Raw genomic sequence first — 26,421 nt, forward strand, 5'->3', positions numbered from 1 at the left:
CTAGTGCTTCTTGATGTTGTTTTGGCCGGCCGACAGCGATGAATCGCCGTCGCCGAGGAAGAACTTCAGCACCAGGCGCTGGACGAAGTTGCCGTAGGGCGGATAGAACAGACTGATCGGGAAGAAGCGGTGGCGCTTGAACACGGTCTTGGCATGCGACAGTTCGCGAAAGCCCTCTTCGCCGTGGTAGGTGCCCATGCCCGAATTGCCGATGCCGCCAAAGGGCGCGTCGTGGTTGATGGTGTGCCAGCCCCAGTCGTTGACGGTGACGCCGCCGGAGTGCGTGCGGCGCAGGATCTGCTGGCGCTCGCTCGCGTCGTGGCCGAAGCAGTAGAGGGCCAGCGGCCTCGGGCCGGCGTTGATGTGCGCCAGGGCATCGTCGATCTGGTCGTAGGGCAGCACGGGCAGCACCGGGCCGAAGATCTCTTCGTGCATCAGGCGCATGTCGGGCGTGAGGCCGGTGACGATGTGCAGCGGCATCCGGCGATCGGAGCCCGTCTGGGCGCAGACCTCGATGCTGGCGCCCTTCGCGCGGGCGTCGTCCAGCAGCGACTGGATGCGCGCCGCCTGGCGGTCGTTGACGATGGCGGTGTAGTCCTCCGATCCGGCAATGCTCTTGCCGAAAAGGTTGACAAAGGAGGACTTCACCTCGGCCACGAATTCGGACACGCCTTCGCGCGGGACCAGCGCGTAGTCGGGCGACACGCAGATTTGGCCGCTGTTGGTGGTCTTGCCGTGGGTGATCCGACGGGCGGCCTCCGCCAGCGAATAGTGGCGGGTGATCAGCGCCGGCGACTTGCCGCCCAGCTCCAGCGTGACCGGCGTCAGGCTCTCGGCGGCCGTGCGCATCACGATCCGGCCCACAGCCGGCGAGCCGGTGAACACGATGTGGTTGAAGGGCAGCGAGGTGAACTCGTTGGGATCGAGCAGCTCTTCGCCGACCACGGCCACCTGGTCTTCCGCGAACACCTCGCCCAGCATGCGCCGCAGCACCGCGTTGGTGGCCGGGGTGACCTCGGGCATCTTGATCATCACCCGATTGCCGGCGGCCAGCGCCGCGGCGAGCGGGCCCAGCGCCAGGTAGATCGGGAAGTTCCACGGCACGATGACGCCGACCACACCCTTGGGCTGGTAGGTCACCTGGAGGCTGTTGCTCAGGAAAAGCAGCTCGGTGCTGCGCCGGCGAGGGCGCATCCAGCGCGACAGGTGCGAGATCGCGTGGTTGATCTCGAGCGTCGAGCCCAGGATGTCCAGCATCTTGGACTCGGCCGGCGAGCGGAAGCCGAAGTCGTCGCTCATCGCCTGGGCCAGCACGTCCTGGTAGCGGTGCAACTGCTTCCTGAGCTGGCGAAGCGCCGTCTTGCGCTCTTCGGCCAAGGGGTAGGGATGGCGGTCGTAGGCCTCGCGCTGGGCGGCAAACAACGCCTGGGTGCGGCTCGCGGATTCGGCTTGCGCCAACGGCAATCGGTCGTTCATGGTGTCTCCTGGGGGCTTCCGGTGGAGCCTGCGCGGATGGCGCTCGCGGTAGCCGGTCGGCAGGCATGAGCCGGACTACGCTGTGAAAGAATGCGCGAGTGTCGTCCTCGGGGGAGGTTTTCACGAGGTTGATGGGCGCCACCCGGAGGGTGAAAATGCGCCAACTCGCGCAAACCCAGGGAAAACACTTAAATGGAGATCATTGGCTCAGAACTCGTTGCAGGAGCCGGCCAGGGTGCTCACAGCATGCTGGGCCTGGGCACGCTCGTGGCCGAAATGGAAAGCCAGGGCATCGCCGCCGAGGCCCTGCTGCAGGGCACGGGGCTGAACCCCCGCCAGTTCACCGATCCGCATGCGCACATGTCCAGCGAGCAGAAGGTGCGCATCTTTCGCAACGCGCGCCGCCTGTCGAGCGTGCCCGACCTCGGCCTGCGAGCCGGGAGCCGCACCCGCCTGAGCGATTTCGGGCTGTACGGCTATGCGCTCGTCAGCAGCCCGACCTTTGCCGACGCGGTGGCGCTTGGGATGCGGCACGTCCGGCTGGCCGGGCCGGTGCTCGAGAAGCGCTTCCGGGTGGAAAACGGCACTGCCATCTTCGAGGCCCGCGACGTGATGGCGCTGGGCGACGTGCTACCGCTGGCGACCGAATACTGGTTCAGCTCGATCCACAAGCTCATCGCCAGCGTGCTCGAGGCGCCGATGCCTTCGCGGCTGTTGCTGCTGCCCTATGCGAGGCCGGCGCATGCTGCGGCGTACGAGCGCGTGTTCGGCTGTCCGGTCCGCTTCGACGCCGGGGCGATGGAGTGGCATTTCGACGCGAGCGTGTTGCCCGAGCCATGCCCCAATGCCAATCCCCTCACGGCAGAGATGTGCGCGCAGATGTGCGAACGGATGCTGCGCGACCTGCCCGACGAATCGGATCTGGAGCGAGCCATACGCACCGCCTGCTACAACAGTTGCGGCGACTTCCCGGTCCTGGACGAAATGGCGGCCAGGCTGGGCCTGTCGGCTCGCACGTTGCAGCGACGCCTGGCCGACCTCGGTCGCCATTACCAGGAGATCGTGGACGAGGTGCGCTCCTCGCTGGCCATCGATTTCCTGTCCGGCACCCTGCTGTCGGTCGAAGAAGTGGCGCAGCGGGTGGGCTTCTCCGACGCCTCCAACTTCCGCAAGGCATTCAGGAAGTGGACGGGCCAGGCCCCCGGCTACTACCGCCGCTCGCAGGGCGAGCCAGTGGGCGAGCCGGCCTGAGCCGCCGCTCGCGCGCCGCCTAGGCTTGCGCCGTCACTTGCCCGAGTTGGCACCCGGGGCAGCTGGCCCGCTGGCGGCGCGCGACAGCGGCCGCAGGCCCGCCCAAAGCCTCGGCCCGTACATCACCACCACCAGCGCCGCGATGATGCAAGCGCTGCCAGCCCATTGCCAGGCGGAGACGCCTTCTCCCAGGGTGAGCATGCCGGCGGCCAGGCCGATGACCGGAACACCCAGGCTGAATGGCGCCACGCGATTGGCCGCATGCCGCTTGAGCAGGCCGGTCCACAGCGCATAGGCCGCAATCGTGGCGAACCAGCCGAGGTACGCCACGCCCAGCCAGCCACCCACGCTGGCGTGCATCCACTGCCAGCGGGTGGCCTCGGGTTCGAACAGCCAGGCCATCGCGGCAAAGGGCAGGATCGGCACCAGCGACATCCACACCACGAACTGCAGCGCGTCGTAGCCCGGCTGGGCGGCCTGCGCCTTGCGCGCAATGATGTTCGAGGCCGCCCACATGAGCGCGGCCATCAGGTTGAGCGCGAGGGCCAGCAGCGTGATGCCGCCAGTTCCGCCGTGGTCGGCGAAGTTCAGGCCGAAGCACACCAGGCCCAGCGCCGCCAGGACCAGCCCTGCGCGCATCGCACCGGACAGGCGCTCGCCGAGCAGGAAGACGCCCAGCAGCGTGGTGAAGAACACCTGCGTCTGCATCAGCACCGAGGCCAGCGCGGCGGTCATGCCCACCTGCAGCGCCACGAACAACAGGCCGAACTGCCCGAGCTGGGCCAGTCCGGCGGGCACCAGCCAACCCCACGAAAGCTGGGGCCGACGCACGAACAGCACCAGCGGCAGGACGGCGAAGATGTAGCGGAAGGTGCCGAGTTGAAACGGCGTGAAGTCGCGCAGCGAGAACTTCATGGCCACGAAATTGAGGCCCCAGATGACGACGACGGCCAACGCGGCCGCGAGGTCCCGGCCACCGAACGGAGTTTGATTTTTCATGAAGAGAGCGTGGCCTCGTCAGTGACGGCGGCCGCTTCGAAGGCATCTGACAGCGCCTGATGGGGCAATTGTCCACGCAGACCGATGGCGATGACGCAGGCGTTGGAGGCGGGCCCGGCATGTCGGGCCGCGCGCAACGAGCCGTGTAGTCCGGCAAATTGCATCTCGGCCATGGCATGTTCGTCCGTGCGCACCAGGCCCTTCAGGCGCAGCACACCGGCCGGCATGGCTTTCAGGAGCAGGCGCAATTGTGCCGCACGCATGGCGGGGGGCTCCGGCAGCACCCAGGTGTCGAACATCGCGCCGTGGTCGGGCTGGCCGGCGCTCCAGCGCGGCGAATGTCCCAGCGTGCCTGACGCGGCAGGCAGGTGCAGGGCGGGGCCCAGGCCGAGGCCCAGCATCGGCGCGGGTACGCGCCCAAACGAAGTCTCGTGGCGCGGCCGGCCGGGCACCTGTGCGTCCAGCCAGCTTCGCAGCGAAGCCAACTCCTCGGGCGACAGCAGCTCGCACTTGTTGATTACGAGCAGGTCGGCCGCGCGCAGTTGCCGGATCACCGAATCGGCGAGCAGTGCGTCGGCCGCCTGCGCCGGCAGCGCCGCCGCATCCAGGAGCACGATCACGCCATCGAGGGTCAGCGCGGGATCCGCGATGCCCACCTGCGCGATCCGCCAGGGGTCGGAGACCCCGCTGGCTTCGACGACGATGGCCTCGGGCGGGCGCGGCGATTCGATCAGCGCGATGAGCGCGGTGCTCAGGTCGTCACCGATCTGGCAGCACACGCAGCCGTTGGTCAGCTCCAGAGTCTTGCCATCATGGCTGGCGATGAGCGACTGATCCAGGTTGATCGCGCCGAAGTCGTTGACCAGCACCGCCAGGCGACGGCCCTGCTCGCCGGCCACCGACAGCATGTGATTGAGCAGCGTCGTCTTGCCGGCGCCCAGGAAGCCGCCGATGACGGTGAGCGGAATGCGCGCAGCGGACATGTCTCGCACCTCAGGCCTGGCCGGGCAGCGGCAGCGGACGTCCGCCGATCACCGTTGCGCAGACGCGGACGTCGCGCAGCCGGGCCGGCTCCACCGCCAGGGGATCGTCTTCCAGCACGCAGAAGTCCGCGAACTTGCCGATCTCGATCGAGCCGATGAGGTGGTCCATCGACAGCGTGAAGGCGGCGCCCATGGTGATGGCGTACAGGGCATCGGGCACCGAGATGCATTCGGACTCGCCCAACTGCTGGCCGCTGGAGGTCATGCGGTTGACAGCGCACCACGCCGTGAACAGCGGCGCCAGCGGGGTGATGGGCGCATCGGAATGAATGGCCATCGGCACTCCGTTGCGCAGCGCCGTGGCGCAGGCATCCATGCGGAAAGCGCGGTCCGGGCCCATGGTCAGTTCGCGATGTGCATCGCCCCAGTAGAAGATGTGGTTGGCAAACAGGTTGGCGCAAACGCCCAGTCGGGCCATGCGGCGGTACTGGTATTCGTCGGCCATCTGGCAATGCTGCAGCGTGTGGCGATGGTCCCAGCGCGGATGCTCGGCCAGCGCTTCCTCGATGCCGTCCAGCGCCACTTCGGTGGCCTCGTCGCCGTTGGTGTGGATGTGCAGCTGAAAGCCCTGCGCGTGGAAATCCTTGATGGCGGCCTTGAGTTCGGCCGGCGGCAGGATCCAGATGCCATTGGGCGCACCGTTGTGATAGCCCGGCCAGCGCAGGCGCGCCGTGAATCCCTGGATGGAGCCGTCGGCCACGATCTTCACCAGGCCGTAGTGCAGCTTGTCGTTGGCCTGTTGCTGGCGCGCGCGGATGCGCTCGCCGCCTTGCGAGCGATGGACCGAGCCGTCCATGCTCAGGTAGGCCGGCACCAGGCGAACAGGGTAGTCGGGGTCGGAGGTCACGTCGGCCATGGCGGCGCAGTTGCCGTCCGACAGGTCATTCACCAGATCGGTCGCGGTGGTCACGCCAGCCAACTGCGCCATCTGCCCGAACAGGCGCAGGCTGGCGGGATCGGAGCCGGCCAGGCGGAAGATGTTGCCCGTCAGGCGCGTGATCGGGAACATCGCGGCAAATTCCTGCAACTCGCCGTTGGGCTCCCCGTTCGGAAAGCGAGCCACGCCTTCGATCTCGGTGTCGCGGGTGATGCCGGCCTTTTCCAGCGCCGCGCGGTTGACGTTCATCAGGTGCTGGCTGGCATGCAGGATGACCACCGGCCGCGTGGTGGACACGCGGTCCAGATGCTCGACCGTCATGCGCTCGCTGCCGAAGAAGATGGGATCGAAGCCCCAGGCCATCAGCGGCGCGTTGGCATCGGTCATGGCGCGCTCGACCTGCTGCAGCCGCTCGATCACTTCGTCGAAGTTCTTGCAGCCTTCCCACACCTTGCCGTCGGGCGACGTGCGCGGGTGAAAGCCGACGAAGGTGAACTTCCACAGACCGCCGGCCATCAGGTGCGAGTGGCCTTCCACCAGGCCCGGCATCAGGACCTTGTCGGCATAGCGGGTGTCGAGCTTGAATTCGCCCAGCGCGTTCATGCGCGCCAGGTCGCCTACGGCCAGCACCCGGCCGTCACGCACGGCCACATAGGTGGCTTGCGGCTGCTGCGGGTTCATGGTGAGGATCTTGCGGGCCTGGAAGACAGTGAAAGTCATGTTGAAAGCAGAAGTGAGGCAGTCAGGAGAAACGAGGGCTGGCGCGGCTCAAGCCGCCGTGGGCCACTGCAATGGGCCGACGGGCTTTCCAGCCACCACCTCGACGCGGTGGCAGGCAACCCAATGGCCGGGTTGCACTTCGCGAAGCTGCTGCGGCTGGCTGCACTGCGGTTCGGCCACGGGGCAGCGACCGGCGAAGCGGCAGCCCGTCGGCGGGTTGATGGGGCTGGGCGGATCGCCCACCAGCTTGATGCGCTGCGCGGCGCGGGTGCGGCCGCCACTGACGGTGGGTACCGCCGACAGCAGCGCCGCGCTGTAGGGATGCAACGGGCGGGCGAAGAAGGTCTTGCGCGGTGCGCGCTCCACGATCTGGCCCAGGTACATCACGGCGATCTCGTCGCAGATGTGTTCCACCACCGCCATGTCGTGCGAGATGAACAGGTACGTCAGCCCCAGTTCGCGCTGCAGGCGGGCCAGCAGGTTGAGGATCTGGGCGCGGATGGCGATGTCGAGCGCCGACACCGGCTCGTCGCACACCACCAGCTCCGGGTTGGTCGCCAGGGCTCGTGCGATGTTGATGCGCTGGCGCTGCCCACCCGAGAACTGATGCGGAAAAAGCTGCTGCTGCTCCGGCCGCAGGCCGACGGCAGCGAACAGTTCATCCACGCGCGCGTCGCGCTCGGCCTTCGTGCCGATGTTCATCAGGTCGAGAGGCGCACGCACCGCCTCGCCCACCCGCTGGCGCGGGTTGAGCGACGAATACGGGTCCTGGAAGATCATCTGCACGCGCCGGCGCGCCTGGCGCATCGCCTCGTCACCCAGCAGGCTCAGATCGGTGATGCCCAGGCGAACGCTGCCATCGGTGATCGGCGCCAGGCGCATCACGGCCAGGGCAGTGGTCGTCTTGCCGGAGCCCGACTCGCCGACCACGGCCAGCGTGGTGCCGCGGCGCACCTCGAAGCTCACGCCGTCCACCGCGCGCACCACCTCCGGCTTGGCCAACAGGCCGCTGCGCGGCCGCGGAAAGTGCACCTTGAGGTCGGTGACGGAAAGCAGCACCGGCGGCGCGGTGTCGGTCGGGGTAGCCATGTTGCTCTTGGGAAAGGGGATCAGGTTGTTCATGCTGCGGCGACCTCCCGGGCGGTCGAGTCGGCTTCGGCCAGCAGCCAGCAGGCGGCCGCATGTCCGGCCTGGCCGGGAAGGGGTGCGTCGAACATCGGCGGCACCTCTTCGGCACAGCGCGCGTGGGCGTTGGGGCAACGCTCGCGAAAGGCGCAGCCATTGCCCAGTTCCCACAGCGAGGGCACGACGCCGGCAATCTCGGCCAGCTCGCCGCGCTCGCCTTCCTGGCTGCTGCCCAGTTCGGGCAGGCAAGCGATGAGGCCGCGCGTGTAGGGGTGCTGGGGACTGCGCAGCACCTCGTCGGTGGTGCCCTGCTCGATCACGCGGCCGGCATACATCACGATCACGCGGTCGGCCATCTCGGCCACGGCGCCCATGTCGTGCGTGATCAGCACGATGGCCGTGCCACGCTCGGCCTGCAGGTCGCGCAGCAGGTCGAAGATCTGCGCCTGCACGGTGACGTCGAGCGCCGTGGTGGGCTCGTCGGCGATCAGCACGTCGGGCCGGCAGGCCAGCGCCATCGCGATCATCACGCGCTGGCGCATGCCGCCGGAAAGCTGGTGGGGGTATTCGTCCACCCGGCGCTCGGGCGCGGGAATGCCGACCTGCCTGAGCATCTCGATGGCTTGGGCATGGGCGGCCTTGCGGTCCAGCCCGGCATGCAGGCGCAGCGATTCGGCAATCTGCTCGCCCACGGTAAAGACCGGGTTGAGCGACGTCATCGGCTCCTGGAAGATCATCGAGATGCGGTTGCCGCGCACCTCGCGCAGGCGCTCGGAGCTGGCCTGGAGCAGGTCCTCGTCGCCGAACAGCACTCGCCCGCCGCTCACGCGGCCTGGCGGCTGCGGCACGAGGCCGAGCACGGTGAGCGCGGTCATGCTCTTGCCGCAACCCGATTCGCCCACGATGCACAGCGTCTCGCCGGCACGCGCCTCGAAGCTCACGCCGTTGAGCACCATGGCTCGGCCACGGCGGGTGTTGAACTCGACGCGCACGTCGTCGACCTGAAGTAGCGTGGATGGATTCAAGATGGATCTCCGGCGAAGCGACGCGAAGTGCGCGAAGACTGGGGGCGGGTCATCAACGTTCGCGAAGCTTGGGGTTGAGTGCGTCGTTCAGCCCGTCGCCAATCAGGCTGACGGCCAGCACGGTCATGAAGATCGCGGCGCCGGGAATGGCCACCGCCCACCAGGACGAGAGCACGTACTGGCGGCTCGATCCGATCATCATTCCCCAGCTCATCAGGTTGGGGTCGCCCAGGCCGAGGAAGGACAGGCCCGCTTCGAACAGGATGGCCGAGCCGATCGCCAGCGTGGCCGACACCACCAGCGGTGCGACGCAGTTGGGCAGGATGACTTTCCAGATGATGCGGGCGTCGCCGGCGCCGATGGAGCGCTCGGCGCGCACGAACTCCATGTCGCGCACCTTCATGAATTCGGCGCGCGCCAGGCGTGCGGTGCCGGTCCAGCTCACCAGGCCGATGGACAGCGTCACCGTCAGCAGGTTGGGCGAGAACAGCGTCACCACCACCATGGCGAAGAGCAGCGCGGGCAGCACCTGGAAGAACTCGGTCACGCGCGAGATGGTCGCGTCGACCTTTCCGCCGTAGTAGCCGGCCAGCGCGCCGAGCGTCACGCCGATCAGCACCGACAGCAGCGCCGCCACGGCGCCGACCAGCAGCGTGGCGCGTCCGCCGTAGAGCAGCGAGATGGCCACGTCGCGACCGAGGTAGTCGGTGCCCAGCCAGGCATCCGCGCTGCCGGGTGGCGACAGCGGCGCGGCGCGGATCTCGAAGGGATCGACCACGAAGACCATCGGGCCGATCACGGCGGCCACGACGATGAGCAGCAGCAGCACCAGGCCGGCGACGGCCGCCGGGTTGCGGGCAAACATGCGCGCGCCTTCTACCAGCGGCGAAGGAGCGGGCGCAACCGGCATCGGCTGCGCGGCGGCGGGCGCGGCGCTCTTGAAGACGGGAAGTGCGGACATGGCGATGGGCCCTTCAGCGTTTCTGGATGCGTGGATCGACCAGCCGATAGCAAAGGTCGGTCAGCATGTTCATCACCAGCACGACGATGGCCGACAGCAGCAGCACGCCAAGGATGGTGGGGTAGTCGCGCCGAAGCACGGATTCGAAAGCCAGCCGGCCGAGGCCGGGCCAGTTGAAGACCGTCTCGACCAGGATGGCACCGGCCAGCACGTTGCCGAACTGCAACCCCAGCACGGTCACCACCGGCAAGATGGCGTTGCGCAGCGCATGCTTGTAGAGCACCACGCGATCGGCCAGGCCCTTGGCGCGGGCGGTGCGGATGAAGTCCGAGCCCATCACTTCGAGCATGCTGGCGCGGGCCAGGCGGCTGTAGTGCGCCAGGTAGACCAAGGACAGCGTGAGCGTGGGCAGCACCAGGTGCCAGGCCACGTCCAGCATGCCGGCGATGCCTTCGCTGCTGCCGTCGATCGAGCGCATGTCCGAGACCGGAAAGATGGGCAGCACCGACGCGAACAGGATCACCAGCATGATGCCGGTCCAGAACACCGGCGCTGCAAAGCCCACCAGCGACAGCACCGTGATCGTCTGCGACAGCAGCCCGTTGGGCTTGCGCGCCGCCAGCACACCGATGCCCGTGCCCAGCAGAAAGGCGCAGACCACCGAGCTGAGCACCAGCAGCAGCGTGGCCGGGATGCGCTCGGTGATCAGGTCGACCACCGGCAGGTTGAAGAAGTACGAGTAGCCCAGGTCGAGCCGCGCCACGCGCGACAGGTAGACGCCCAGCTGCACGGGCAGCGGCTTGTCCAGGCCGTAGCTTTGCCGAAGCTCGGCCTTGAGCTCATCGGACATGCCGCCGCTGGCGCCGGCGATGGTTTCCACCGGATCGCCGGGCGCGGAATGCACCAGGGCGAAGTTGAGCACCACCACGGCCAGCACCAGCAGCAGTGCCTGGCCCAGGCGCGAAGCAAGAAGTCGAAGCAGGTTCATGGCCGTGGTTTCCGTGGGCTTACTTCAGGAACACGTCGTCCAGCGGCGATGCCGGTCCCCAGATCGACTGAGGCACGTTGCCCACCTTCTTGTTGGCCACCGTGTGGTAGGGCGTGAGGTTGATGTAGACGATGGGCACTTCGTCCGTCACGATCTTCTCGAAGGCCGCGTAGTAGGCCTTGCGCTTGACCGGATCGATGATGCTGCCGGCATCGTTGAGCAGCTGGTCGACCTTCGGATTGCTGTAGGACTGCGTGTTCGTCCAGATGATCGGCTTGATGTTGGTCGACAGGTAAGTGCGGTGCACGCCGATCACCGGGTCGCCCCAGTTGAAGACGTTGTCCATCGTCATGTCGAAGTCATGCGATGCGATGCGCTTGGCCCATGCGGGGAAGTCGGCGGACGCGCGCACCTCCACGGCGATGCCGACCTTCTTGAGTTGCGAGCGCAGGTATTCGGCAACGTTCTTCTGCTGCTCGTCGGACCCCGGCAGGTAGTCGATGGTCAGCTTGAAGCGCTCGCCGCCGTCGCCCATCTTGTAGCCAGCAGCATCGAGCATCTCGGCCGACTTCTTCAGATCCAGCGGGTACTTGACGACGTCGGGCACGGCGAACGGGCTGCTGGGCACGATCGGTCCGTCCGCCGGCGTGGCAAAGCCACCCATCAGTGCCTTGGTGATGAAGTTCTTGTCGATGGCCGTCGCAATGGCCTTGCGCACATTCACGTCGTTCAGCGGCTTCTTGGCGGTGTTGAAGGCCAGCCAGTTGATCGAGCCGATGCCTTCATAGCCCTTGTCCGTGATCTGCAGGTTCGGGTTGGCCTTCATGCGCTTGAGGTCCACCGCGTTGGACACATAGGGCACCAACTGGATGTCGCCACGCTCCACGCCCAGCACCAGCGTCTGGCTGTCGGGCGTGATGGTCATGATGAGCTTGTCCAGGTGCGGCTTGCCGGGCAGGAAGAACTTGTCGAACTTCTCCAGCACGATGCGCTGGCCGGGCTTGAACTCGGTGAGCTTGAAGGGTCCCGAGCCCACCACGTTCTGGCTGTTGCGCGGATGGTTCTTCAAGTCGGTGCCGTCGCCGTAGATGTGCTTGGGCAGGATCGGGCAAAGCGCCGGCGACATGGCCAGCACGATGGCAGGGTGCGGCGTGCTCATGCGGATGACGGCGGTGTGGGCATCGGGCGTGTCCACCTTTTCCACCGGCGCGAGCATGGTCGAGAAGGGATGGTTGGCCTTGATCGCCATGATGGAGAACGCCACGTCGGCCGAAGTGACGGGCTGGCCATCGTGGAAGACGGCGTTCTTGCGCAGGTTGAGCGTGAGCGACTTGCCGTCTTCCGACAGCTTCCAGGTCTCGGCCAGATAGGGCTGGGCATTCCACTTGTCATCGAAGCGCAGCGGGCTGGCGAAGATCTGCGTCGAAGGCAGCGCGGTGGCGATGCCCGACTGCACGGCGCCGTTGAGGTGGCGTGGTGCCTGGCCGGTGCCGATGACCAGCGTGCCGCCTTCCTTCACCGCCTGCGCGGATGCGGGCAACGACAGCAGGCTCGTGCCGGCGACGAAGGCGGCAGCCGCGACGGCGAGCGCACGTCGGGAAAGAGAAAGGTTCAGGGTGCTCATGAAGTTCACTCCGGGTTCAAGACAATCGATGGGGTTGCTGTGCAAGATGCGTTCCGCGTGCGGGCTCAGAGCACTTCGTCCTTGAGCCAGTACCACTTGTAGAGAAAGCTCTGGCCCATGCGGCGGAAGGGCGCGGCCCACTCGCCCTGCGCGGGAAAGGGCAGCGCATCGCGGTAGATCGGCAGGAGGTCGAAGGTCGGGTCGGACAGGCCCGCGATGCGTTGCGCCATGCGTCGACCGGCGTGCGCGGAGAACGAGACGCCGTTGCCGCCGTAGCCGAGCGCGTAGAAGATCTGCTGCTTCGCATCGGGCTGCATGACGCGCGGCATCATGTCGTGGCTCACGTCCACCCAGCCCCACCACGAGTGGTCGATCTGGATGCCCTTGAGGGCGGGAAACTTGCGCGCCAGGCCATCGGTGAGCAGCCGGTAGTGCGACTCGCGATGCGCGTCGGCGCCGGTGATGGCGCTGCGGCTGCCGATCTGAAGCCGGTTGCCCGGCAGCAGCCGGTAGTAGAAGCGCAGCGTGCGCGTGTCGGTGATGGCGATGCGGGTCTTGAAATTGGTGGCCTTCAATTCGTCATCGGTCAGCGGGCGCGTGACCATCGAGTTCGACAGCACCGGGAAATAGCGGTTGGTGAGGCTGCGATGCAGCCCAGGCGCCGTGTATGCGCCGGTGGCGATGCCGACGGCACGCGCGCGCACCGTGCCGCCTGGCGTCTTGAGGTGATGCACGCCGTTCTTCGTCTCCCAGCCGATCACAGGGCTGGCGGGATGCACGCGGGCGCCGGCTTCGCGCGCCATCTTCAGGTAGCCGTACGCGAGCTTGAGCGGATGGACCGAGATGCCTTCCGATTCGTACTGCGCGCCCACGGCATCGTGGTCGTCGCACCAGTCGCGGCGCACCTCTTGCGCGCCGAGCATGCGCGCGTCGTAGCCGAAGTGCTTGCGCATCACCTCGGTCTCGTTGCGCAGGAACTCCATCTTCTTCTCGCGGTGCGCGATGAAGAGGTGTCCGCCCGGTTGCGCATCGCAATCCACTTGAGCGACGAGGTCGGTGAAGGTCTGGAAGCCCCAGCGGATCTCGGCATCGAGCTTCTTGGCCACATCCAGGCCCCAGCGTTCGATCCATTGCGAGCGGTAGAGACGTCCGCTGGCGTTCTGGCCCTGTCCGCCGTTGCGGCTGGTGCAGCCCCAGGCCACGCGGTTGGCTTCGAGCACGACGGCCTTGATGCCGTGTTCCCTGGCCAGGAAGAGGGCCGTAGCCAGGCCGGTGAAGCCCGAGCCGATGATGACCACGTCGGCGTCCATGTCCTGCGTGACGGGGCCGTCGTCGTCGGGCGGCGCGCCGGCCGATGCGGCCCACCAGGTGGGCGCGTAGTCGCGATTGCGGCCCGGTCCGTCCGATACCAGCGGGTCGTAGGCCGGGTCGTAGGCGGCGAACATTTCGCGAGAGGTGCTGATGCCCATGGTCGTGCTCCCGATCAGGCCGCTGGCAGCGGAGGACGGTTCTTGCGGAACACGTTCTTGACGAGGATCTTTCCGTCCTTGAAGACGAACAGGTCGACGCCATCCGCTTCGATGCGGCTGCCGTCGGCGGCCGTGCCGGTGAACGTCCATTCCGAGACGCCGCGATCGCCAGCGACGAAGTGACGGCCATTGCGCCACTGCGCATCCGGAAAGTTCTTCCAGGCCGATTCGAAGGCGGCGGCGACGGCCTCGTGCCCGCTGTGACGGTCGCCGCAGGCCAGTGGCCCGGCGGCAGTCTCGAACACGCACTCGGCATGCATGAAGGACATCAATGCCGGCAAGTCGTGCCGGTTCCAGGCGTCGGAAAAGGCGGCGAGCATCTCGACGCTGGCGGGTGCGTATTCGGCGGAAGACATGGCTTGGAAATGGGCTCTCTGAAAGTGGCGCGAAAGATGCAGTGCAGTCTAGAAATCGAACCGCGATACCCATAGAGCCAGATGCCACCGATCGATCAAGCCACCGGCCGCCGGCCGCGCACCAAAGCGGGGAGTACGCCCTGGATGCGTGCGCTTTCACGCAATGACGAAGGGGCGTGCACATGAGCCAGCCGATGGAGCAACCCTTGTGGGCGCGGCTGTTCCAGCTGCCCGATCAGCCGGGCCTGCCGATCCAGGTGCGGTTGCGTGCGGTCGTGGTGCAGGCGATCCTCGACGGCCGCCTGGGCCCGGGGACCGGCTTGCCTTCTTCGCGTGATCTGGCGCAGGCGCTGGGCCTGAGTCGCAACACCGTCACCGCGGCCTACGAGCAATTGGTGGAAGAAGGCTTTCTGGAATCGCGTCCGCGACGTGGCGTGTTCGTGGCGGCCAACGCGGCATTGGCGCGCGCCGATGTCCCTGCACTTCAGCAGGACCCGTTTCGTGCCACCAGCGGCACCGCATCCCAGCGGCCTCCGGATTGGCGCGAGCGCGTGCTGCGTTCGCAGGCCGAGCGGCCCACGCTGGCCAAGCCGCGGGACTGGCACGCCTATCCCTATCAATTCATCTACGGCACCTACGACCCCGAACTCTTTCCGACCGACGACTTCCGCGAGTGCTGCGTGCGCAGCCTGAGCCGCGTGCAACTGCCGCACTGGACGCCCGACTTCGAGAAGGTGGACGTGGAGGCGCTGGTCGAACAGATCCGCCAACGCCTGCTTCCGCAGCGCGGCGTGTTCGCACTGCCCGAGGAGATCCTCATCACCGTCGGCTCGCAGCATGCGTTCTATCTGCTGGCCGAAGCGCTGTTCGATCGAAGCACGCGCGTCGGCCTGGAGGAGCCGGGCCATCCGCATGCGCGCAACTCGTTTTCGGTGCGCGATCCGCAGATGGTCAACATCGCGGTGGACGATGACGGCCTCGTGGTCGACGCCATGCCGAACGTCGACTACGTCTTCGTCACGCCCTCGCACCAGAGCCCGACCACGCGCACGCTGAGCCTGGAGCGGCGGCAGTGGCTGTTGCGCAAGGCCGAACTGCAGGACTTCGTCATCATCGAAGACGACTACGAGTCCGAGAACCTGTATGCCGGCGCGCCCATGCCGGCACTCAAGAGCCTGGACACCAGCGGTCGCGTGATCTACATCGGATCGCTCTCCAAGAGCCTTTCTCCCGCGCTGCGCCTGGGCTACATCGTGGCGCCGCGCGAACTGATCGCCGAGTTGCGCGTGTTGCGTCATGCGCAGGTGCGCCACCCCAGCGCGTTTCTGCAGCACGCCTATGCGCTCTTTCTTTCGCTGGGGCATCACGAGTCGCATGCGCGGCGCGTCAACGCGATCGTCCAGGAACGCCTGGCGCGCGTGGGCGACGCGTTGCAGCGCCACCTGCCGGACTTTCAATTCACGCCGCCGCAGGGTGGCGCCTCGGTCTGGGTCGAAGGGCCCGCGTGGCTCGATTCCGCAGAGTTGGCCGACGTGGCCCGCACGCACGGCGTGCTGATCGAGGCGGGGCGGGCCTTCTACGACCGCCCGCCCTATCCGTGTCCGCAGTTCAGGCTGCGTCTGTCTTCGATCTCCGGGGCGCAGATCGACGCCGGCATCCATGCGCTGGCGCTGGCCGTGCAGGAGTTGGCTGCGGCGCGCGGCATCCGCCGCGGTGGCGGCGGGCTCGTGCATTGAGGCTGCGCCTGGCCGCGTGCGTCGCGGCTGCCCCGAACCGGTGCCGCGCGCTGACGCGCCGCACCAGCCGGGTGCCGCTTTGCGCCGTCTGGCTCCACCGAAGGCGCGGCGCTGGCACTTGGTGGCATGGCGCTTGCGCCGCACAGTCAATTGCGCAAATCGATCAACCTTCGTTGGAGCTTCCCATGACGACATTCGCCCCTCGACTTCTTGCCGCTGCGGTACTGTCCGCCATCGCTTTCGGCGCACATGCGCAGGCCAAGGAGGTGACCATCGCCCACCAGGACATGGTGGTGCCCTGGCGCTATGCCCAGGTGACCGGCGAGATCGAGAAATCGACCGGCTACAAGATCAACTTCCGCAAGTTCGGCGGCGGCGGTGACGTGATCCGCGCCATGGCCTCGGGACAGGTGCAGATCGGCGAGGCAGGTTCGGCCGGCGTGGCCTCGGCACTGTCGCAAGGCATGCCGGTCGAACTGGTCTGGATCCTCGACGACATCGCCAGTGCAGAGGCCATGGTCGTGCGAAATGGTTCCGGCGTGAACGCCGTGGCCGACCTCAAGGGCAAGAAGATCGGTGTTCCCTTCACGTCCACCACCCACTTCCACACGTTGGTGGCCTTGCAGGCGGCGGGGGTCAATCCTTCGGATGTGAAGATCCTCAACATGCGCCCGCCCGAGATTGCTGCGGCCTGGGAGCGCGGCGACATCGACGCCACCTTCGTGTGGGAGCCCGTGCTCTCCAAGGTCAAGGCCACTGGCAAGCAGATCGTCAGCTCCGGCCAGATCTCCAAGGACACCGGCAAGGCCACCTTCGACGGCATCATCGCCAACAAGCCCTGGGCCGATGCGAATGCCGACTTCATGGTGAAGTTCCTGTCGGCCATCGCCAAGGCCGACGCCAGCTACCGTGCCAACACGGCGCAGTGGAGCGTGGGCTCGCCGATGGTCAAGGCGGTGGCACAGGTCACCGGCGCTGCCGAAGCCGACGTGCCGCCTGCCATGGCGCTCTACCGCTTCGTGCCGCCAGCCGAGCAGGCTTCGCCCACCTGGCTGGGCGGAGGCGCCAAGGGTGGCGCGGCCCAGTCTCTGGCGGCCACCGCAGCGTTCCTCAAGACGCAAGGCACGATCGCCAATACGCTGCCCGACTACAGCGTGGGCGTGAACCCGGCGTATGCGGCCAAGGCCGTCGTGGCGCCCTGAGACCATGTCTGGCCTGCGCATCGAGAACGTCGGCGTGACCTACGCCGGCGCCAATGGCAAGGACGTGGTGGCGCTGGAGCGCGTGGACCTGAACTTCGCGCGCGGCGAGTTCGTGGTGGCCGTGGGCGCCTCGGGCTGCGGCAAGACCACGCTGCTGTCTTCCATCGCGGGCTTCATGTCGCCCAGCGAGGGCCACATCTTCGTCAACGGCCGGCACGTCGACGGGCCCGGCGCCGATCGGGGCGTCGTGTTCCAGAAGCACGCACTCATGCCCTGGCTGAACGTGATCGACAACGTGGCCCTTGGGCTGCGAATGCGTGGTGTGGGCAAGAGAGAGCGCCACGACCTCGCCATGAAACAGATCCGCGCGGTGGGCCTGGAGCGCTATGCGACGCAGGCCGTCTATCAGCTCTCGGGCGGGCAGCAGCAGCGCGTGGGCATTGCGCGCGCGCTGGCTTCCGATCCGGCCATGCTGCTGATGGACGAGCCCTTCGGCGCCCTGGACTCGCTGACGCGCGAGCAGGTGCAGGAGCTGGTGCTGCAGATCTGGGCGAGGGAAGCCAAGCTGTGCTTCTTCATCACGCACGATGTGGAAGAGGCGCTGTTTCTGGCCACCGAATTGATCGTGATGACGCCTTCGCCGGGGCGAGTGGCGCGGCGCTATCAGCTCGATTTCGGCCGGCAGTACGTGGCGGGCGGCAACGCCCGTGCCATCAAGTCGCAGCCCGAGTTCATCCGGTTGCGAGAGGAAGTGATCGACGCCATCCACGCCGGCGTGGTGGTTCATTGACATGGGAGTCGTCATGCACGATCTGGCCATGGCGCCATCGGAATCGCCCAAGCCCGCGACTGGCGCGGCACCTGCTTCGGCGCCCGCATCGCCCGTATCGCCCACCCGCAAGGTGCACGGCCATCGCCGGCCGGGCGAGGGGAGCACGACCGTCATCAGCATCGCCACGGTGCTGGTGCTTTGCCTGCTGTGGTGGGCGGCGGCGCATTTCGCCTGGCTACCGCCGCTGGTGCTGCCGTCTCCGGGTTCGGTGTGGGACGCGTTCGTCGCCGCGGTGAAAGGACAGGGCCAGGGCGGCAAGCCGCTGCTGGAGCACTTCCTGTGGAGCCTCGGGCGCGTGTTCGGCGCGTTTGCACTGGCCTGCGTCACCGCCATTCCGGTGGGCATCCTGATGGGTGTGTCGCGCACGATGCGCGGCGTGTTCGACCCGGTCATCGAGTTCTACCGGCCGCTGCCGCCGCTGGCTTACCTGCCGCTGGTCATCATCTGGTTCGGCATCGAAGAGACGTCGAAGGTCGTGCTGATCTACCTGGCCTGCTTTGCGCCACTGGCCGTGGCGGCGCGCGCCGGCGTGCGTTCGGTCGGCAGCGAGCAGATCAACGCTGCGCTGTCGATGGGCGCCAATCGCTGGCAGGTGGTGCGCCACGTGGTGCTGCCCGCAGCCATGCCGGACATCCTGACCGGCATGCGCATCGCGATCGGCTTCGGCTGGACCACGCTCGTGGCCGCCGAGATGGTGGCGGCCACCGCGGGCCTGGGGCAACTGGTGCTCAACGCATCGAACTTCCTGCGCACCGACGTGGTGGTGATGGGCATCATCGTCATTGGCATCGTCGCCTTGCTGTTCGATCTGCTGATGCGACGCATCGAAGGCTGGGTGGTGCCCTGGAAGGGCCGCATGTAGGCCTGCCCCTGCAGGCTTGTCGCGATCCCGCTATAACCGGCGCTCGTGGCCGGCCGCGCCGGCCTTTGCAAATGCATGACGCACGCAAAGGAACACCTCTTGAGCGCCCTCTTCTCTTCGCTTGACCTCGGCCCTCTGACGCTGTGCAACCGCATCGTCATCGCGCCCATGTGCCAGTACTCCTGCTTGGACGGCAATGCCGGTGACTGGCACTTCGTGCATCTGAACCAGCTGGCGATGTCGGGCGCGGGGCTGCTGATCATCGAGGCCACGGCCGTCGAGGACATCGGCCGCATCACGCTGGGCGACCTGGGGCTGTACAGCGACGACAACGAAGCGGCGCTCGCCCATGTCCTCGAGGCCATGCGGCGGTTCTCGTCGATGCCCATCGGCATCCAGCTCGGCCATGCCGGGCGCAAGGCATCGAGCCACGTGCCCTGGCAGGGCGGCGCGAGCCTCAAGCCCGAGGAAGGCGCCTGGACCACCTGCGCACCTTCCGCCTTGCCGCATGCGCAAGGCGAGCCCGCGCCGGTGGCCTTGGACGATGCGGGGCTGGCCCGCATCAAGGCGGCGTTCGTACAGGCGGCGAAGCGTGCACAGCGCCTGGGTGTGCAGTTGATCGAGTTGCATGCGGCCCACGGCTACCTGCTGCACCAGTTTCTTTCGCCTGTCTCGAACCAGCGCACCGATGCCTATGGCGGCTCGCTGGAGAACCGGATGCGCTTTCCGCTGGAAGTGTTCGATGCGGTGCGCGCGGCGGTCTCTCGTGATGTCGCGGTAGGCCTGCGCATCTCGGCGACCGATTGGCTGGAAGGCGAAGCCGGCCTGCCGAGCTGGGACGTCGAGCAAAGCGCGGTGCTGGCCACGGAGATGGCACAGCGCGGGGCCGATTTCATCCATGTTTCTTCCGGTGGCGTCTCGCCGCTGCAGAAGATCGCGCTCGGGCCCGGCTACCAGGTGCCGTTCGCCCGGCGGATCCGGCAGGCCTGCGGGCTGCCGACCATCGCGGTGGGGCTCATCACCGAGCCGGCCCAGGCCGAGGCCGTCATTGCCGAAGGCGACGCGGATGCCATTGCCATCGCCCGCACCATTCTTTTCGAGCCGCACTGGCCTTGGCGCGCGGCCGGCGAGCTGGGCGCCAGCGTGGAAGCACCGCCGCAGTACTGGCGCTCGCAGCCGCGCGACCTCAAGGCCGTGTTCGGCCCCGACGCGCGCATCGGTCAGCGCTGAGCGGCTGGATGGAAGGCCCGCTCAGACCGGGCGCGTTTCCAGCCCTTCCATCGCGTAGCGCGCGGCCTTGCGCCGCAGTTCAGGCGCCAGCAGTGACGGTGGAACTGGCGTCGCAGATGAAAGGACTCCATTTTGGCCAGCGCCTGCACACGCTCGGTCGATGTCACGAAGCCCGGCGTCTTGCTGGTCCATTCTTCGGTGCCTTGCCTGAGCAGGCGCGCCAATGCATCGTGGTTCTCGGGGGCCACGGTGAAGATGTTGATCAACGTGACGAGCTTGTCGTCCGAAGTGGCTTTCAGCATGTCTTGTGCTCCTCGGGCCCGGAAGTCGGCCCGCCTCTGCATAGACGACGCCCGCCCTCCCGATTCATCGGTCGAGCCGGGGCTGTTACAAATCAGGCGCGTTCGAGCAGGCGCTTGAGATAGTGGCCGGTGTGGCTGGCCTCGTTGGTGGCCAGGTGCTCGGGCGTGCCCTCGCCCACCACGGTACCGCCGCCGGCGCCGCCTTCGGGACCCATGTCGATGAGCCAGTCGGCCGTCTTGATCACGTCGAGGTTGTGCTCGATCACGACGATGGTGTTGCCGGCATCGCGCAACTGATGCAGCACCTTGAGTAGCAGTTCGATGTCGGCGAAGTGCAGGCCGGTGGTGGGTTCGTCCAGGATGTAGAGCGTGCGACCGGTGTCGCGCTTGGAGAGCTCGAGCGCCAGCTTGACGCGTTGTGCCTCGCCGCCCGACAAGGTGGTCGCGCTCTGGCCCAGCTTGATGTAAGACAGGCCCACGTCCAGCAGCGTGCGCAGCTTGCGCTCGATGGCCGGCACGGCCTTGAGAAATTCGTGCGCGGCCTCGACCGTCATGTCGAGGATCTGCGCGATGTTGCGACCCTTGTACTGCACCTCCAGCGTCTCGCGGTTGTAGCGCTGGCCGTGGCAGACCTCGCAGGGCACGTAGACGTCGGGCAGAAAGTGCATCTCCACCTTGACCACGCCGTCGCCCTGGCACGCCTCGCAGCGTCCGCCGGCCACGTTGAACGAAAAGCGGCCCGGCCCGTAACCGCGTTCCTTGGCGGTGTTGGTCTCGGCCATCAGCTCGCGGATGGGCGTGAACAGGCCGGTGTAGGTGGCGGGGTTGCTGCGCGGCGTGCGGCCGATGGGCGACTGGTCGACGTTGATCACCTTGTCGAAATTCTCGAGGCCCTCGATGGCCTCGTACGGCGCGGGCTCTTCATGCGCGCGATAGATCTGCCGCGCCGCCGCCGCGTAGAGCGTGTCGTTGACCAGCGTGGACTTGCCCGAGCCCGACACGCCGGTCACGCAGGTGAGCAGGCCCACCGGAAAGTCGACGCTGACGTTCTTGAGGTTGTTGCCGGTGGCGCCGATCACGCGGATCAACTGCAGCGCGTGGGCATCCGCGGCCTCGTTGCGCTGGGCTGCCAGCTCGGCTTCCTTGGCCGCGCGGCGCTGGGCAGCAGGGCTGAGCGGAAAGCGTGACCGCTTGGCCTCGGCCGCTGCGGGTTTGGCGGCGGCTTCGTCGCGCAAGACCGGCAGCCGCGGTGTGCGCCGCGCCGGCACGGCAATGCTGCGCCGGCCGGACAGGTACTGGCCAGTGAGCGACTCGGGCGTGTCCGCCACCTCCTGGTAGCTGCCCTGCGCCATCACCCGGCCACCGTGCACGCCGGCGCCCGGCCCCATGTCGATGACGTGGTCGGCCGCGGCGATCATGTCTTCGTCGTGCTCGACAACGATCACGCTGTTGCCGATGTCACGCAGGTGCTTGAGGGTGCCGATCAGGCGGTCGTTGTCACGCTGGTGCAGACCGATGCTGGGCTCGTCCAGCACGTACATCACCCCGGTCAGGCCCGAGCCGATCTGAGAGGCCAGCCGGATGCGCTGCGCTTCGCCGCCAGACAGCGTGTCGGCGCTGCGGTCGAGGCTCAGGTAGTTCAGGCCCACGTCGTTGAGGAACTTCAGGCGCAGGCCGATCTCGCGCACGACCTTGTCGGCGATCTCGGCCTTGGCGCCGCGAAGATGCAGGCCCTGGAAGTAGGCCAGGCATTCGCGCAGCGTCAGGCGACTGATCTCGTAGATGGCCATGCGCCCGGGCGGCTCGCCCGCCTGCGCGGGCTCACCCACCAGGAACACGTTGCGCGATTCGATGCGCAGGCGCGAGCCGCCGCAGTCCGGGCAGGGCTGAACGTTGCGGTAGCGGGCAAGCTCCTCGCGCACCATCGACGAATCGGTCTCGCGGTAGCGCCGCACCATGTTCGGAATGACCCCTTCGAAGGGATGCTTGCGCGTGAGCTTCTTGCCCGCCTGCGCCCCCGATTCCAGCGTGTAGCTGAACTTGATCTCCTCGCTGCCCGAGCCGTGCAGCAGCGTCTGCTGAACGGATGCCGGCAACGACTCGTAGGGCGCGTCGATGTCGAACTTGTAGTGCTTGGCCACGCTCTCCAGCATGCTGAAGTAGTAACCGTTGCGCCGGTCCCAGCCCTTGATCGCGCCGCTGGCCAGGCTCAGCGACGGGAAGGACACCACGCGTGTCGGGTCGAAGAACTCGCGGTGTCCCAGGCCGTCGCAGGACGGGCAGGCGCCAATGGGCGAGTTGAAGGAGAAGAGTCTCGGCTCCAGCTCGGCCAAGGAGTAGTGGCAGATCGGGCAGGCGAACTTGGCGTTGTAGAGGTGCTCCTTGTCGGCCGAGCCTTCGCTGCCCAGCTCGAGCGCGATGGCGCGGCCATTGGCCAGCCGCAGGGCGGCCTCGAAGCTTTCTGCCAGGCGCTGTTGCATGTCGGGCCGCGCGCGCAGCCGGTCGATCACCACATCGATGTCGTGCTTCTCGTTCTTCTTGAGCTGCGGCAGATCGCTGTATTCATGGATCTGGCCGTCGACGCGGAAGCGCACATAGCCGGCGGCCTGCATTTCGGTGAAGAGCTCGGTGAACTCGCCCTTCTTCTCGCGCGCCACCGGTGCGAGGATCATCAGCCGCGGCTCGTCGGGTAGCCCCAGCACCGCATCGACCATCTGGCTCACCGTCTGCGCCTGCAGCGCCAGCTGGTGATCGGGGCAGAACGGCGTGCCGGCGCGGGCCAGCAGCAGGCGCAGGTAGTCGTGGATCTCGGTCACCGTGCCGACGGTGGAGCGCGGATTGTGGCTGGTGGCCTTCTGCTCGATGCTGATCGCCGGCGACAGGCCTTCGATCATGTCGACGTCGGGCTTGTCCATCAGTTGCAGGAACTGCCGTGCATAAGCCGACAGGCTTTCCACATAGCGCCGCTGGCCTTCCGCGTAAAGCGTGTCGAAAGCCAGGCTGGACTTGCCCGACCCCGACAGCCCGGTGATGACCACCAGCTTGTTGCGCGGGATGTCCAGGTCGATGTTCTTGAGGTTGTGGGTGCGCGCGCCGCGGATGCTGATGCGCGCCTGGGCAAGGGCGGCGCCGAGGTAGGCGGCTTCGGTCTTTTCGGTGGGGGCGTTCACGGGCGGAGCGGGTTCGGCAGGCTGCGGGGCAACCGGCCATGATAGAGCCCCGCGCTGATCAGCGCTCGTTCTCGGGCTCCGTCCGCGCCGGACTGCTGACGGCCTTGGCGACCATGTGCTCGGCCAGTGCTTCGTACAGAGGCCGGCTGATCATGCGCGAGACCAGGCTGGCCAGCATGGCCGAGGACATGAGGCTCAGCACCATGGAGTGACCATCCACCATCTCCATCACGATGATGAAGGCCGTCAACGGCGCCTGTGTCACGGCGGCCAGGAAACCGGCCATGCCCATGGCGATCAACGCGGTCGACAGGCTCGGGTCGGCCAGGCGCGCCACCACGTCGCCGAGCCCGGCGCCGATCGAAAGCGATGGCGCGAAGATGCCGCCCGGCACCCCGCACCAGGCGGTGATCCAGGTGACGACGCCTTTGAGCAGTGCGTAAAGCGGTGACAGTTCCACCTCGCCGGCCAAGACGCGCTTGACGGTTTCCGATCCGGCGCCGAATGTGGCGCCTTCGGTCACCAGGCCGATGACCGCGATGGCCAGGCCCCCGGCCGCCGCGAAGCGCACTGGCCAGCGGGCGCGCCAGGCATTGAAGCGGTCCGGCATGCCTGTGAGCGAGACGGCCATCAATCGGGAGAACAGTCCGCCGGCCGCGCCGGACACCAATGCCACGAGCACGCCGGGACCGAGCAGCTCCCAGCCCAGCGGCGGCACGCGGATGACGCCGAAATAAGTCAGGTTGCCGAACGCGGAAACGGCCACCAGGCCGGACAGGACGATCGACGTGATGATCAGGCCGGCGGCGCGGGCTTCGAGGCGGCCTGTGAGTTCCTCGATGGCAAACACCACCCCGGCCAGCGGCGCATTGAACGCGGCGGCGATGCCGGCTGCCCCGCCTGCGGTGAGCAGGGCGCGCGTGTCGATGCTGCTGCCCGGCGACAGCCATCGGCGGGCGTGCTGCATGACGCCCGCCGCAACCTGTACCGATGGGCCTTCGCGGCCCACCGACAGACCGGCCGCAAAGCCGCCCACGCCCAGCACGATCTTGGCCAGGGTGAGGCGCAACGAAACGAACAGGCCCCGGCGCTCGGGCGGCAGCGCTGGGGAAAGGGCCGCCTTGATCTGGGGGATGCCGGAGCCTGCGGCCCCGGGGAACCAGCGCAGCGTGATCCACGCGATCAGCGCCGTGAGCGCCGGTGTCCAGACCAGCACCGCCAATGGCCAGCGGTGGTAGATCGATTCGAACTGGGCGAAGGCCCAGTCGGCAGCGATGGTGAAGCCCACCACGAAAAGCCCGGCGGCGATGGCGTACGTGAGGACGATTGCCCGGTCGATCCAGGAGCGCCAACCGGAGAGTTCGGCGCGCAGATTCTGGAAAAAGTCCGGCTCGTGGTTCATCGCTTAGATCACATTGTGACAGGCTGATCCGCGCCCACGCCAGGCTGGCGCATCGGCCGATGCGTGCCTCGGGAGTGGAGGCGAGTAGACTTCTGCCTAATCAAAGAAGGCAGCTCCCATGGCATCGGTCAACAAAGTCATCATCGTCGGCAACCTCGGCCGCGACCCGGAATCCCGCACCTTTCCGAGCGGTGGTCAGGTGTGCAACGTGCGCATCGCCACCACCGACCGCTGGAAGGACCGACAGACCGGCGAACAAAAGGAATTGACCGAGTGGCACAACGTGGTCTTCAACGACCGCCTGGCCGAAATCGCCGGCCAGTACCTGCGCAAGGGTTCGCAGGTCTACGTCGAAGGCTCGCTGCGCACCCGCAAGTGGACCGACAAGGACGGAAACGAGCGCTACACGACCGAAATCCGTGCTGATTCCATGCAGATGCTGGGCAGCCGTCAAGGCCAGGGCGGCTCCGGTCCGTCGGACGATGACGGGGGATACGGCGGCGGCGGTGGTTACGCAGGCGGAAGCGGTGGTGGCGGCGGCGGTGGCGGCTATTCGCGCGCGCCGGCTGCTGCTCCGCGTGCACCCGCGGCAGCGCCGCGCCAGGCGCCGGCCAAGTCGTCGTCGGGCTTTGACGACATGGATGACGACATTCCGTTCTAGGTCCTGTCTCGACGCCGTTTATCTCCCACATGCAAAAAAGGGCTGCAGCACAAGCTGGCAGCCCTTTTTGTTTGATCGACGGCGCGGTGCGCGCCGCAGCAGATTACAGGCCGGCTTGGCGCTGTTCCTGGCGACGCACGGCCAGGGAGCCTTGGGTGTAGGCAGCCGGGATCTGGCTGTTCACGAAAGCCTTGCTGTCGAGGTTTTGCAGCGGGTTGTGCGCGGCAGCGACGGCTTGTTGGTAGACGACGGCGCGGTCCACGGCGCCACCGGGCAGGGCGGTCACACCGGCGAACTGGGCGTCGGCGTAGGGGTTGCCCACCACGGCGCGGGCTTCGGCCTGCACTTCGGCGCGGGTGCGCTCGCCGGTCAGGGCGTGCACGCCTTCGTAGGTTTCGGCTTGGGCACCGGCGGCGGCCAGCAGGGCGACGGCGGTAGCGGCGATGATCTTGGCGGTGTTCATTTTCAGGTTCCTTTTTCGAGGGTGTTTCAACAAATCGAACGGGGTCTGGGGCAGTCGTCGTCTTGAAAGTGGTTGTCGACTACAGCGCTCGGGCCTTGTTCACCCAGGCTTGCTGAATTGCTTGCCTGTGCAACGAATTTTGAACCTGTTTTCTAGGTATAAACCCTCGAAAAACGAACCACGGCGTTCACTCAAAGGAAACAATCGAGGCCTGATCGCCGCCGTGGGCCCGCGGCGGCCACCTACACGTGGTGCTTCGCAATGGCGGTTATCAACGAGCTTTACGCGCAATGGAGAGCCCCATGGACAAAGCTTCTACTTGGATCCGATCGATACGCGACGCCGATGCGAGTCGGCCAGACTTTCCCGGCGAACACATCATCGTGTTGGGCGTCGGCCTGGCGCTGATGGCGGTTGCCGGTAGCCGCAATCGGTCGCTGCTGGGCCGCGCCTTGATTGGCGCGGTGGCCGGCGCGTTCATCGGGCGTGCGGCGAGCGGTTCGGGTGGAGTCGCTCGAATCGCCTCCTTGCTCGACGCGCCGCGCCGCCGCTACTGACCGGCTCAAGCGGCTCGATCGGCTCGATCG

General features: G+C 67.1%; 23 protein-coding genes. 8 read left to right on the forward strand and 15 right to left on the reverse strand.

Annotated elements, in window-relative coordinates; translation table 11 throughout:
- Complete coding sequence (locus QTH91_RS09780; RefSeq protein ID WP_286659888.1) at positions 1-1,476, reverse strand: coniferyl aldehyde dehydrogenase; 1,476 nt, start codon at positions 1,474-1,476, stop codon at positions 1-3.
- A gap of 192 nt (positions 1,477-1,668) precedes the next feature.
- Between QTH91_RS09780 and QTH91_RS09785 the strand changes: the two genes are divergently transcribed.
- Positions 1,669-2,727, forward strand: a complete 1,059-nt coding sequence (locus QTH91_RS09785; RefSeq protein WP_286659889.1) for an AraC family transcriptional regulator — start codon at positions 1,669-1,671, stop codon at positions 2,725-2,727.
- 33 nt (positions 2,728-2,760) lie between these two features.
- Here QTH91_RS09785 and QTH91_RS09790 read toward each other — a convergent pair whose 3' ends face one another.
- The 10 genes from QTH91_RS09790 to QTH91_RS09835 form a co-directional block, all read right to left on the reverse strand.
- Entirely contained in the window at positions 2,761-3,726 is a 966-nt protein-coding gene (locus QTH91_RS09790; RefSeq protein ID WP_286659890.1) for an EamA family transporter, read from the reverse strand.
- Positions 3,723-4,709, reverse strand: coding sequence for a CobW family GTP-binding protein (locus QTH91_RS09795; RefSeq protein ID WP_286659891.1), 987 nt, complete (start codon positions 4,707-4,709; stop codon positions 3,723-3,725). The genes QTH91_RS09790 and QTH91_RS09795 overlap by 4 nt, the downstream gene beginning before the upstream one ends.
- A gap of 10 nt (positions 4,710-4,719) precedes the next feature.
- The gene (locus tag QTH91_RS09800; protein ID WP_286659892.1) at positions 4,720-6,366 is read right to left on the reverse strand and encodes an amidohydrolase; all 1,647 of its coding nucleotides are present in this window, start codon (positions 6,364-6,366) and stop codon (positions 4,720-4,722) included.
- Positions 6,367-6,414: 48 nt separating this feature from the next.
- Complete coding sequence (locus QTH91_RS09805; protein ID WP_286660629.1) at positions 6,415-7,455, reverse strand: ABC transporter ATP-binding protein; 1,041 nt, start codon at positions 7,453-7,455, stop codon at positions 6,415-6,417.
- Positions 7,456-7,484: 29 nt separating this feature from the next.
- Entirely contained in the window at positions 7,485-8,519 is a 1,035-nt protein-coding gene (locus tag QTH91_RS09810; protein WP_286660630.1) for an ABC transporter ATP-binding protein, read from the reverse strand.
- Positions 8,520-8,568: 49 nt separating this feature from the next.
- A complete protein-coding gene (locus QTH91_RS09815) occupies positions 8,569-9,426 on the reverse strand; it encodes an ABC transporter permease (protein WP_286660631.1) in 858 nt (285 codons plus the stop codon).
- Positions 9,427-9,490: 64 nt separating this feature from the next.
- Positions 9,491-10,465, reverse strand: coding sequence for an ABC transporter permease (locus QTH91_RS09820; RefSeq protein ID WP_286659893.1), 975 nt, complete (start codon positions 10,463-10,465; stop codon positions 9,491-9,493).
- A gap of 19 nt (positions 10,466-10,484) precedes the next feature.
- Positions 10,485-12,089 (reverse strand): ABC transporter substrate-binding protein, encoded by a 1,605-nt coding sequence (locus tag QTH91_RS09825; protein ID WP_286659894.1) that lies wholly within the window; start codon positions 12,087-12,089, stop codon positions 10,485-10,487.
- A gap of 65 nt (positions 12,090-12,154) precedes the next feature.
- Positions 12,155-13,558, reverse strand: coding sequence for an NAD(P)/FAD-dependent oxidoreductase (locus QTH91_RS09830; RefSeq protein WP_286659895.1), 1,404 nt, complete (start codon positions 13,556-13,558; stop codon positions 12,155-12,157).
- A gap of 14 nt (positions 13,559-13,572) precedes the next feature.
- On the reverse strand, positions 13,573-13,974 hold the full coding sequence (locus tag QTH91_RS09835; protein WP_286659896.1) for a nuclear transport factor 2 family protein: 402 nt from the start codon (positions 13,972-13,974) through the stop codon (positions 13,573-13,575).
- Positions 13,975-14,156: 182 nt separating this feature from the next.
- Between QTH91_RS09835 and pdxR the strand changes: the two genes are divergently transcribed.
- The 5 genes from pdxR to QTH91_RS09860 all read left to right on the forward strand — a co-directional run bounded on the left by pdxR (position 14,157) and on the right by QTH91_RS09860 (position 19,836).
- Complete coding sequence (pdxR, locus tag QTH91_RS09840; protein ID WP_286659897.1) at positions 14,157-15,710, forward strand: MocR-like pyridoxine biosynthesis transcription factor PdxR; 1,554 nt, start codon at positions 14,157-14,159, stop codon at positions 15,708-15,710.
- Between the two features lie 185 nt (positions 15,711-15,895).
- Complete coding sequence (tauA, locus tag QTH91_RS09845) at positions 15,896-16,912, forward strand: taurine ABC transporter substrate-binding protein (protein ID WP_286659898.1); 1,017 nt, start codon at positions 15,896-15,898, stop codon at positions 16,910-16,912.
- A gap of 4 nt (positions 16,913-16,916) precedes the next feature.
- Entirely contained in the window at positions 16,917-17,702 is a 786-nt protein-coding gene (locus tag QTH91_RS09850) for a taurine ABC transporter ATP-binding protein (RefSeq protein WP_286659899.1), read from the forward strand.
- A 28-nt stretch (positions 17,703-17,730) separates the two neighbouring features.
- The gene (locus QTH91_RS09855) at positions 17,731-18,606 is read left to right on the forward strand and encodes an ABC transporter permease subunit (RefSeq protein ID WP_390367951.1); all 876 of its coding nucleotides are present in this window, start codon (positions 17,731-17,733) and stop codon (positions 18,604-18,606) included.
- Positions 18,607-18,705: 99 nt separating this feature from the next.
- Complete coding sequence (locus QTH91_RS09860; RefSeq protein ID WP_286659901.1) at positions 18,706-19,836, forward strand: NADH:flavin oxidoreductase/NADH oxidase; 1,131 nt, start codon at positions 18,706-18,708, stop codon at positions 19,834-19,836.
- Here QTH91_RS09860 and QTH91_RS09865 read toward each other — a convergent pair.
- From QTH91_RS09865 to QTH91_RS09875, 3 genes are all read right to left on the reverse strand, one after another.
- A complete protein-coding gene (locus tag QTH91_RS09865; protein ID WP_286659902.1) occupies positions 19,827-20,138 on the reverse strand; it encodes a hypothetical protein in 312 nt (103 codons plus the stop codon). The two genes, QTH91_RS09860 and QTH91_RS09865, sit on opposite strands and share 10 nt — an antisense overlap.
- Positions 20,139-20,230: 92 nt before the next feature.
- A complete protein-coding gene (gene uvrA, locus QTH91_RS09870) occupies positions 20,231-23,308 on the reverse strand; it encodes an excinuclease ABC subunit UvrA (protein WP_286659903.1) in 3,078 nt (1,025 codons plus the stop codon).
- 58 nt (positions 23,309-23,366) lie between these two features.
- Entirely contained in the window at positions 23,367-24,710 is a 1,344-nt protein-coding gene (locus tag QTH91_RS09875) for a chloride channel protein (RefSeq protein ID WP_286659904.1), read from the reverse strand.
- A gap of 118 nt (positions 24,711-24,828) precedes the next feature.
- Here QTH91_RS09875 and ssb point away from each other — a divergent pair, with 118 nt between their 5' ends.
- Positions 24,829-25,371: a single-stranded DNA-binding protein gene (gene ssb / locus QTH91_RS09880; RefSeq protein WP_286659905.1), complete on the forward strand. Its 543-nt coding sequence runs from the start codon at positions 24,829-24,831 to the stop codon at positions 25,369-25,371.
- A 103-nt stretch (positions 25,372-25,474) separates the two neighbouring features.
- Here the strand turns inward: ssb and QTH91_RS09885 are convergent, their stop codons facing one another.
- Positions 25,475-25,834: an alpha/beta hydrolase gene (locus tag QTH91_RS09885; protein ID WP_286659906.1), complete on the reverse strand. Its 360-nt coding sequence runs from the start codon at positions 25,832-25,834 to the stop codon at positions 25,475-25,477.
- A gap of 302 nt (positions 25,835-26,136) precedes the next feature.
- On the opposite strand from QTH91_RS09885, the gene QTH91_RS09890 reads away from it, so the two are divergent.
- Positions 26,137-26,391 carry a hypothetical protein gene (locus QTH91_RS09890; protein ID WP_286659907.1) on the forward strand — a complete coding sequence of 85 codons (255 nt, stop codon included), beginning with the start codon at positions 26,137-26,139 and terminating at the stop codon, positions 26,389-26,391.
- Positions 26,392-26,421 lie beyond the last annotated feature (30 nt).

Origin of the sequence: Variovorax dokdonensis, from assembly GCF_030316895.1 — a bacterium.
Taxonomy (GTDB): domain Bacteria; phylum Pseudomonadota; class Gammaproteobacteria; order Burkholderiales; family Burkholderiaceae_C; genus Variovorax; species Variovorax dokdonensis.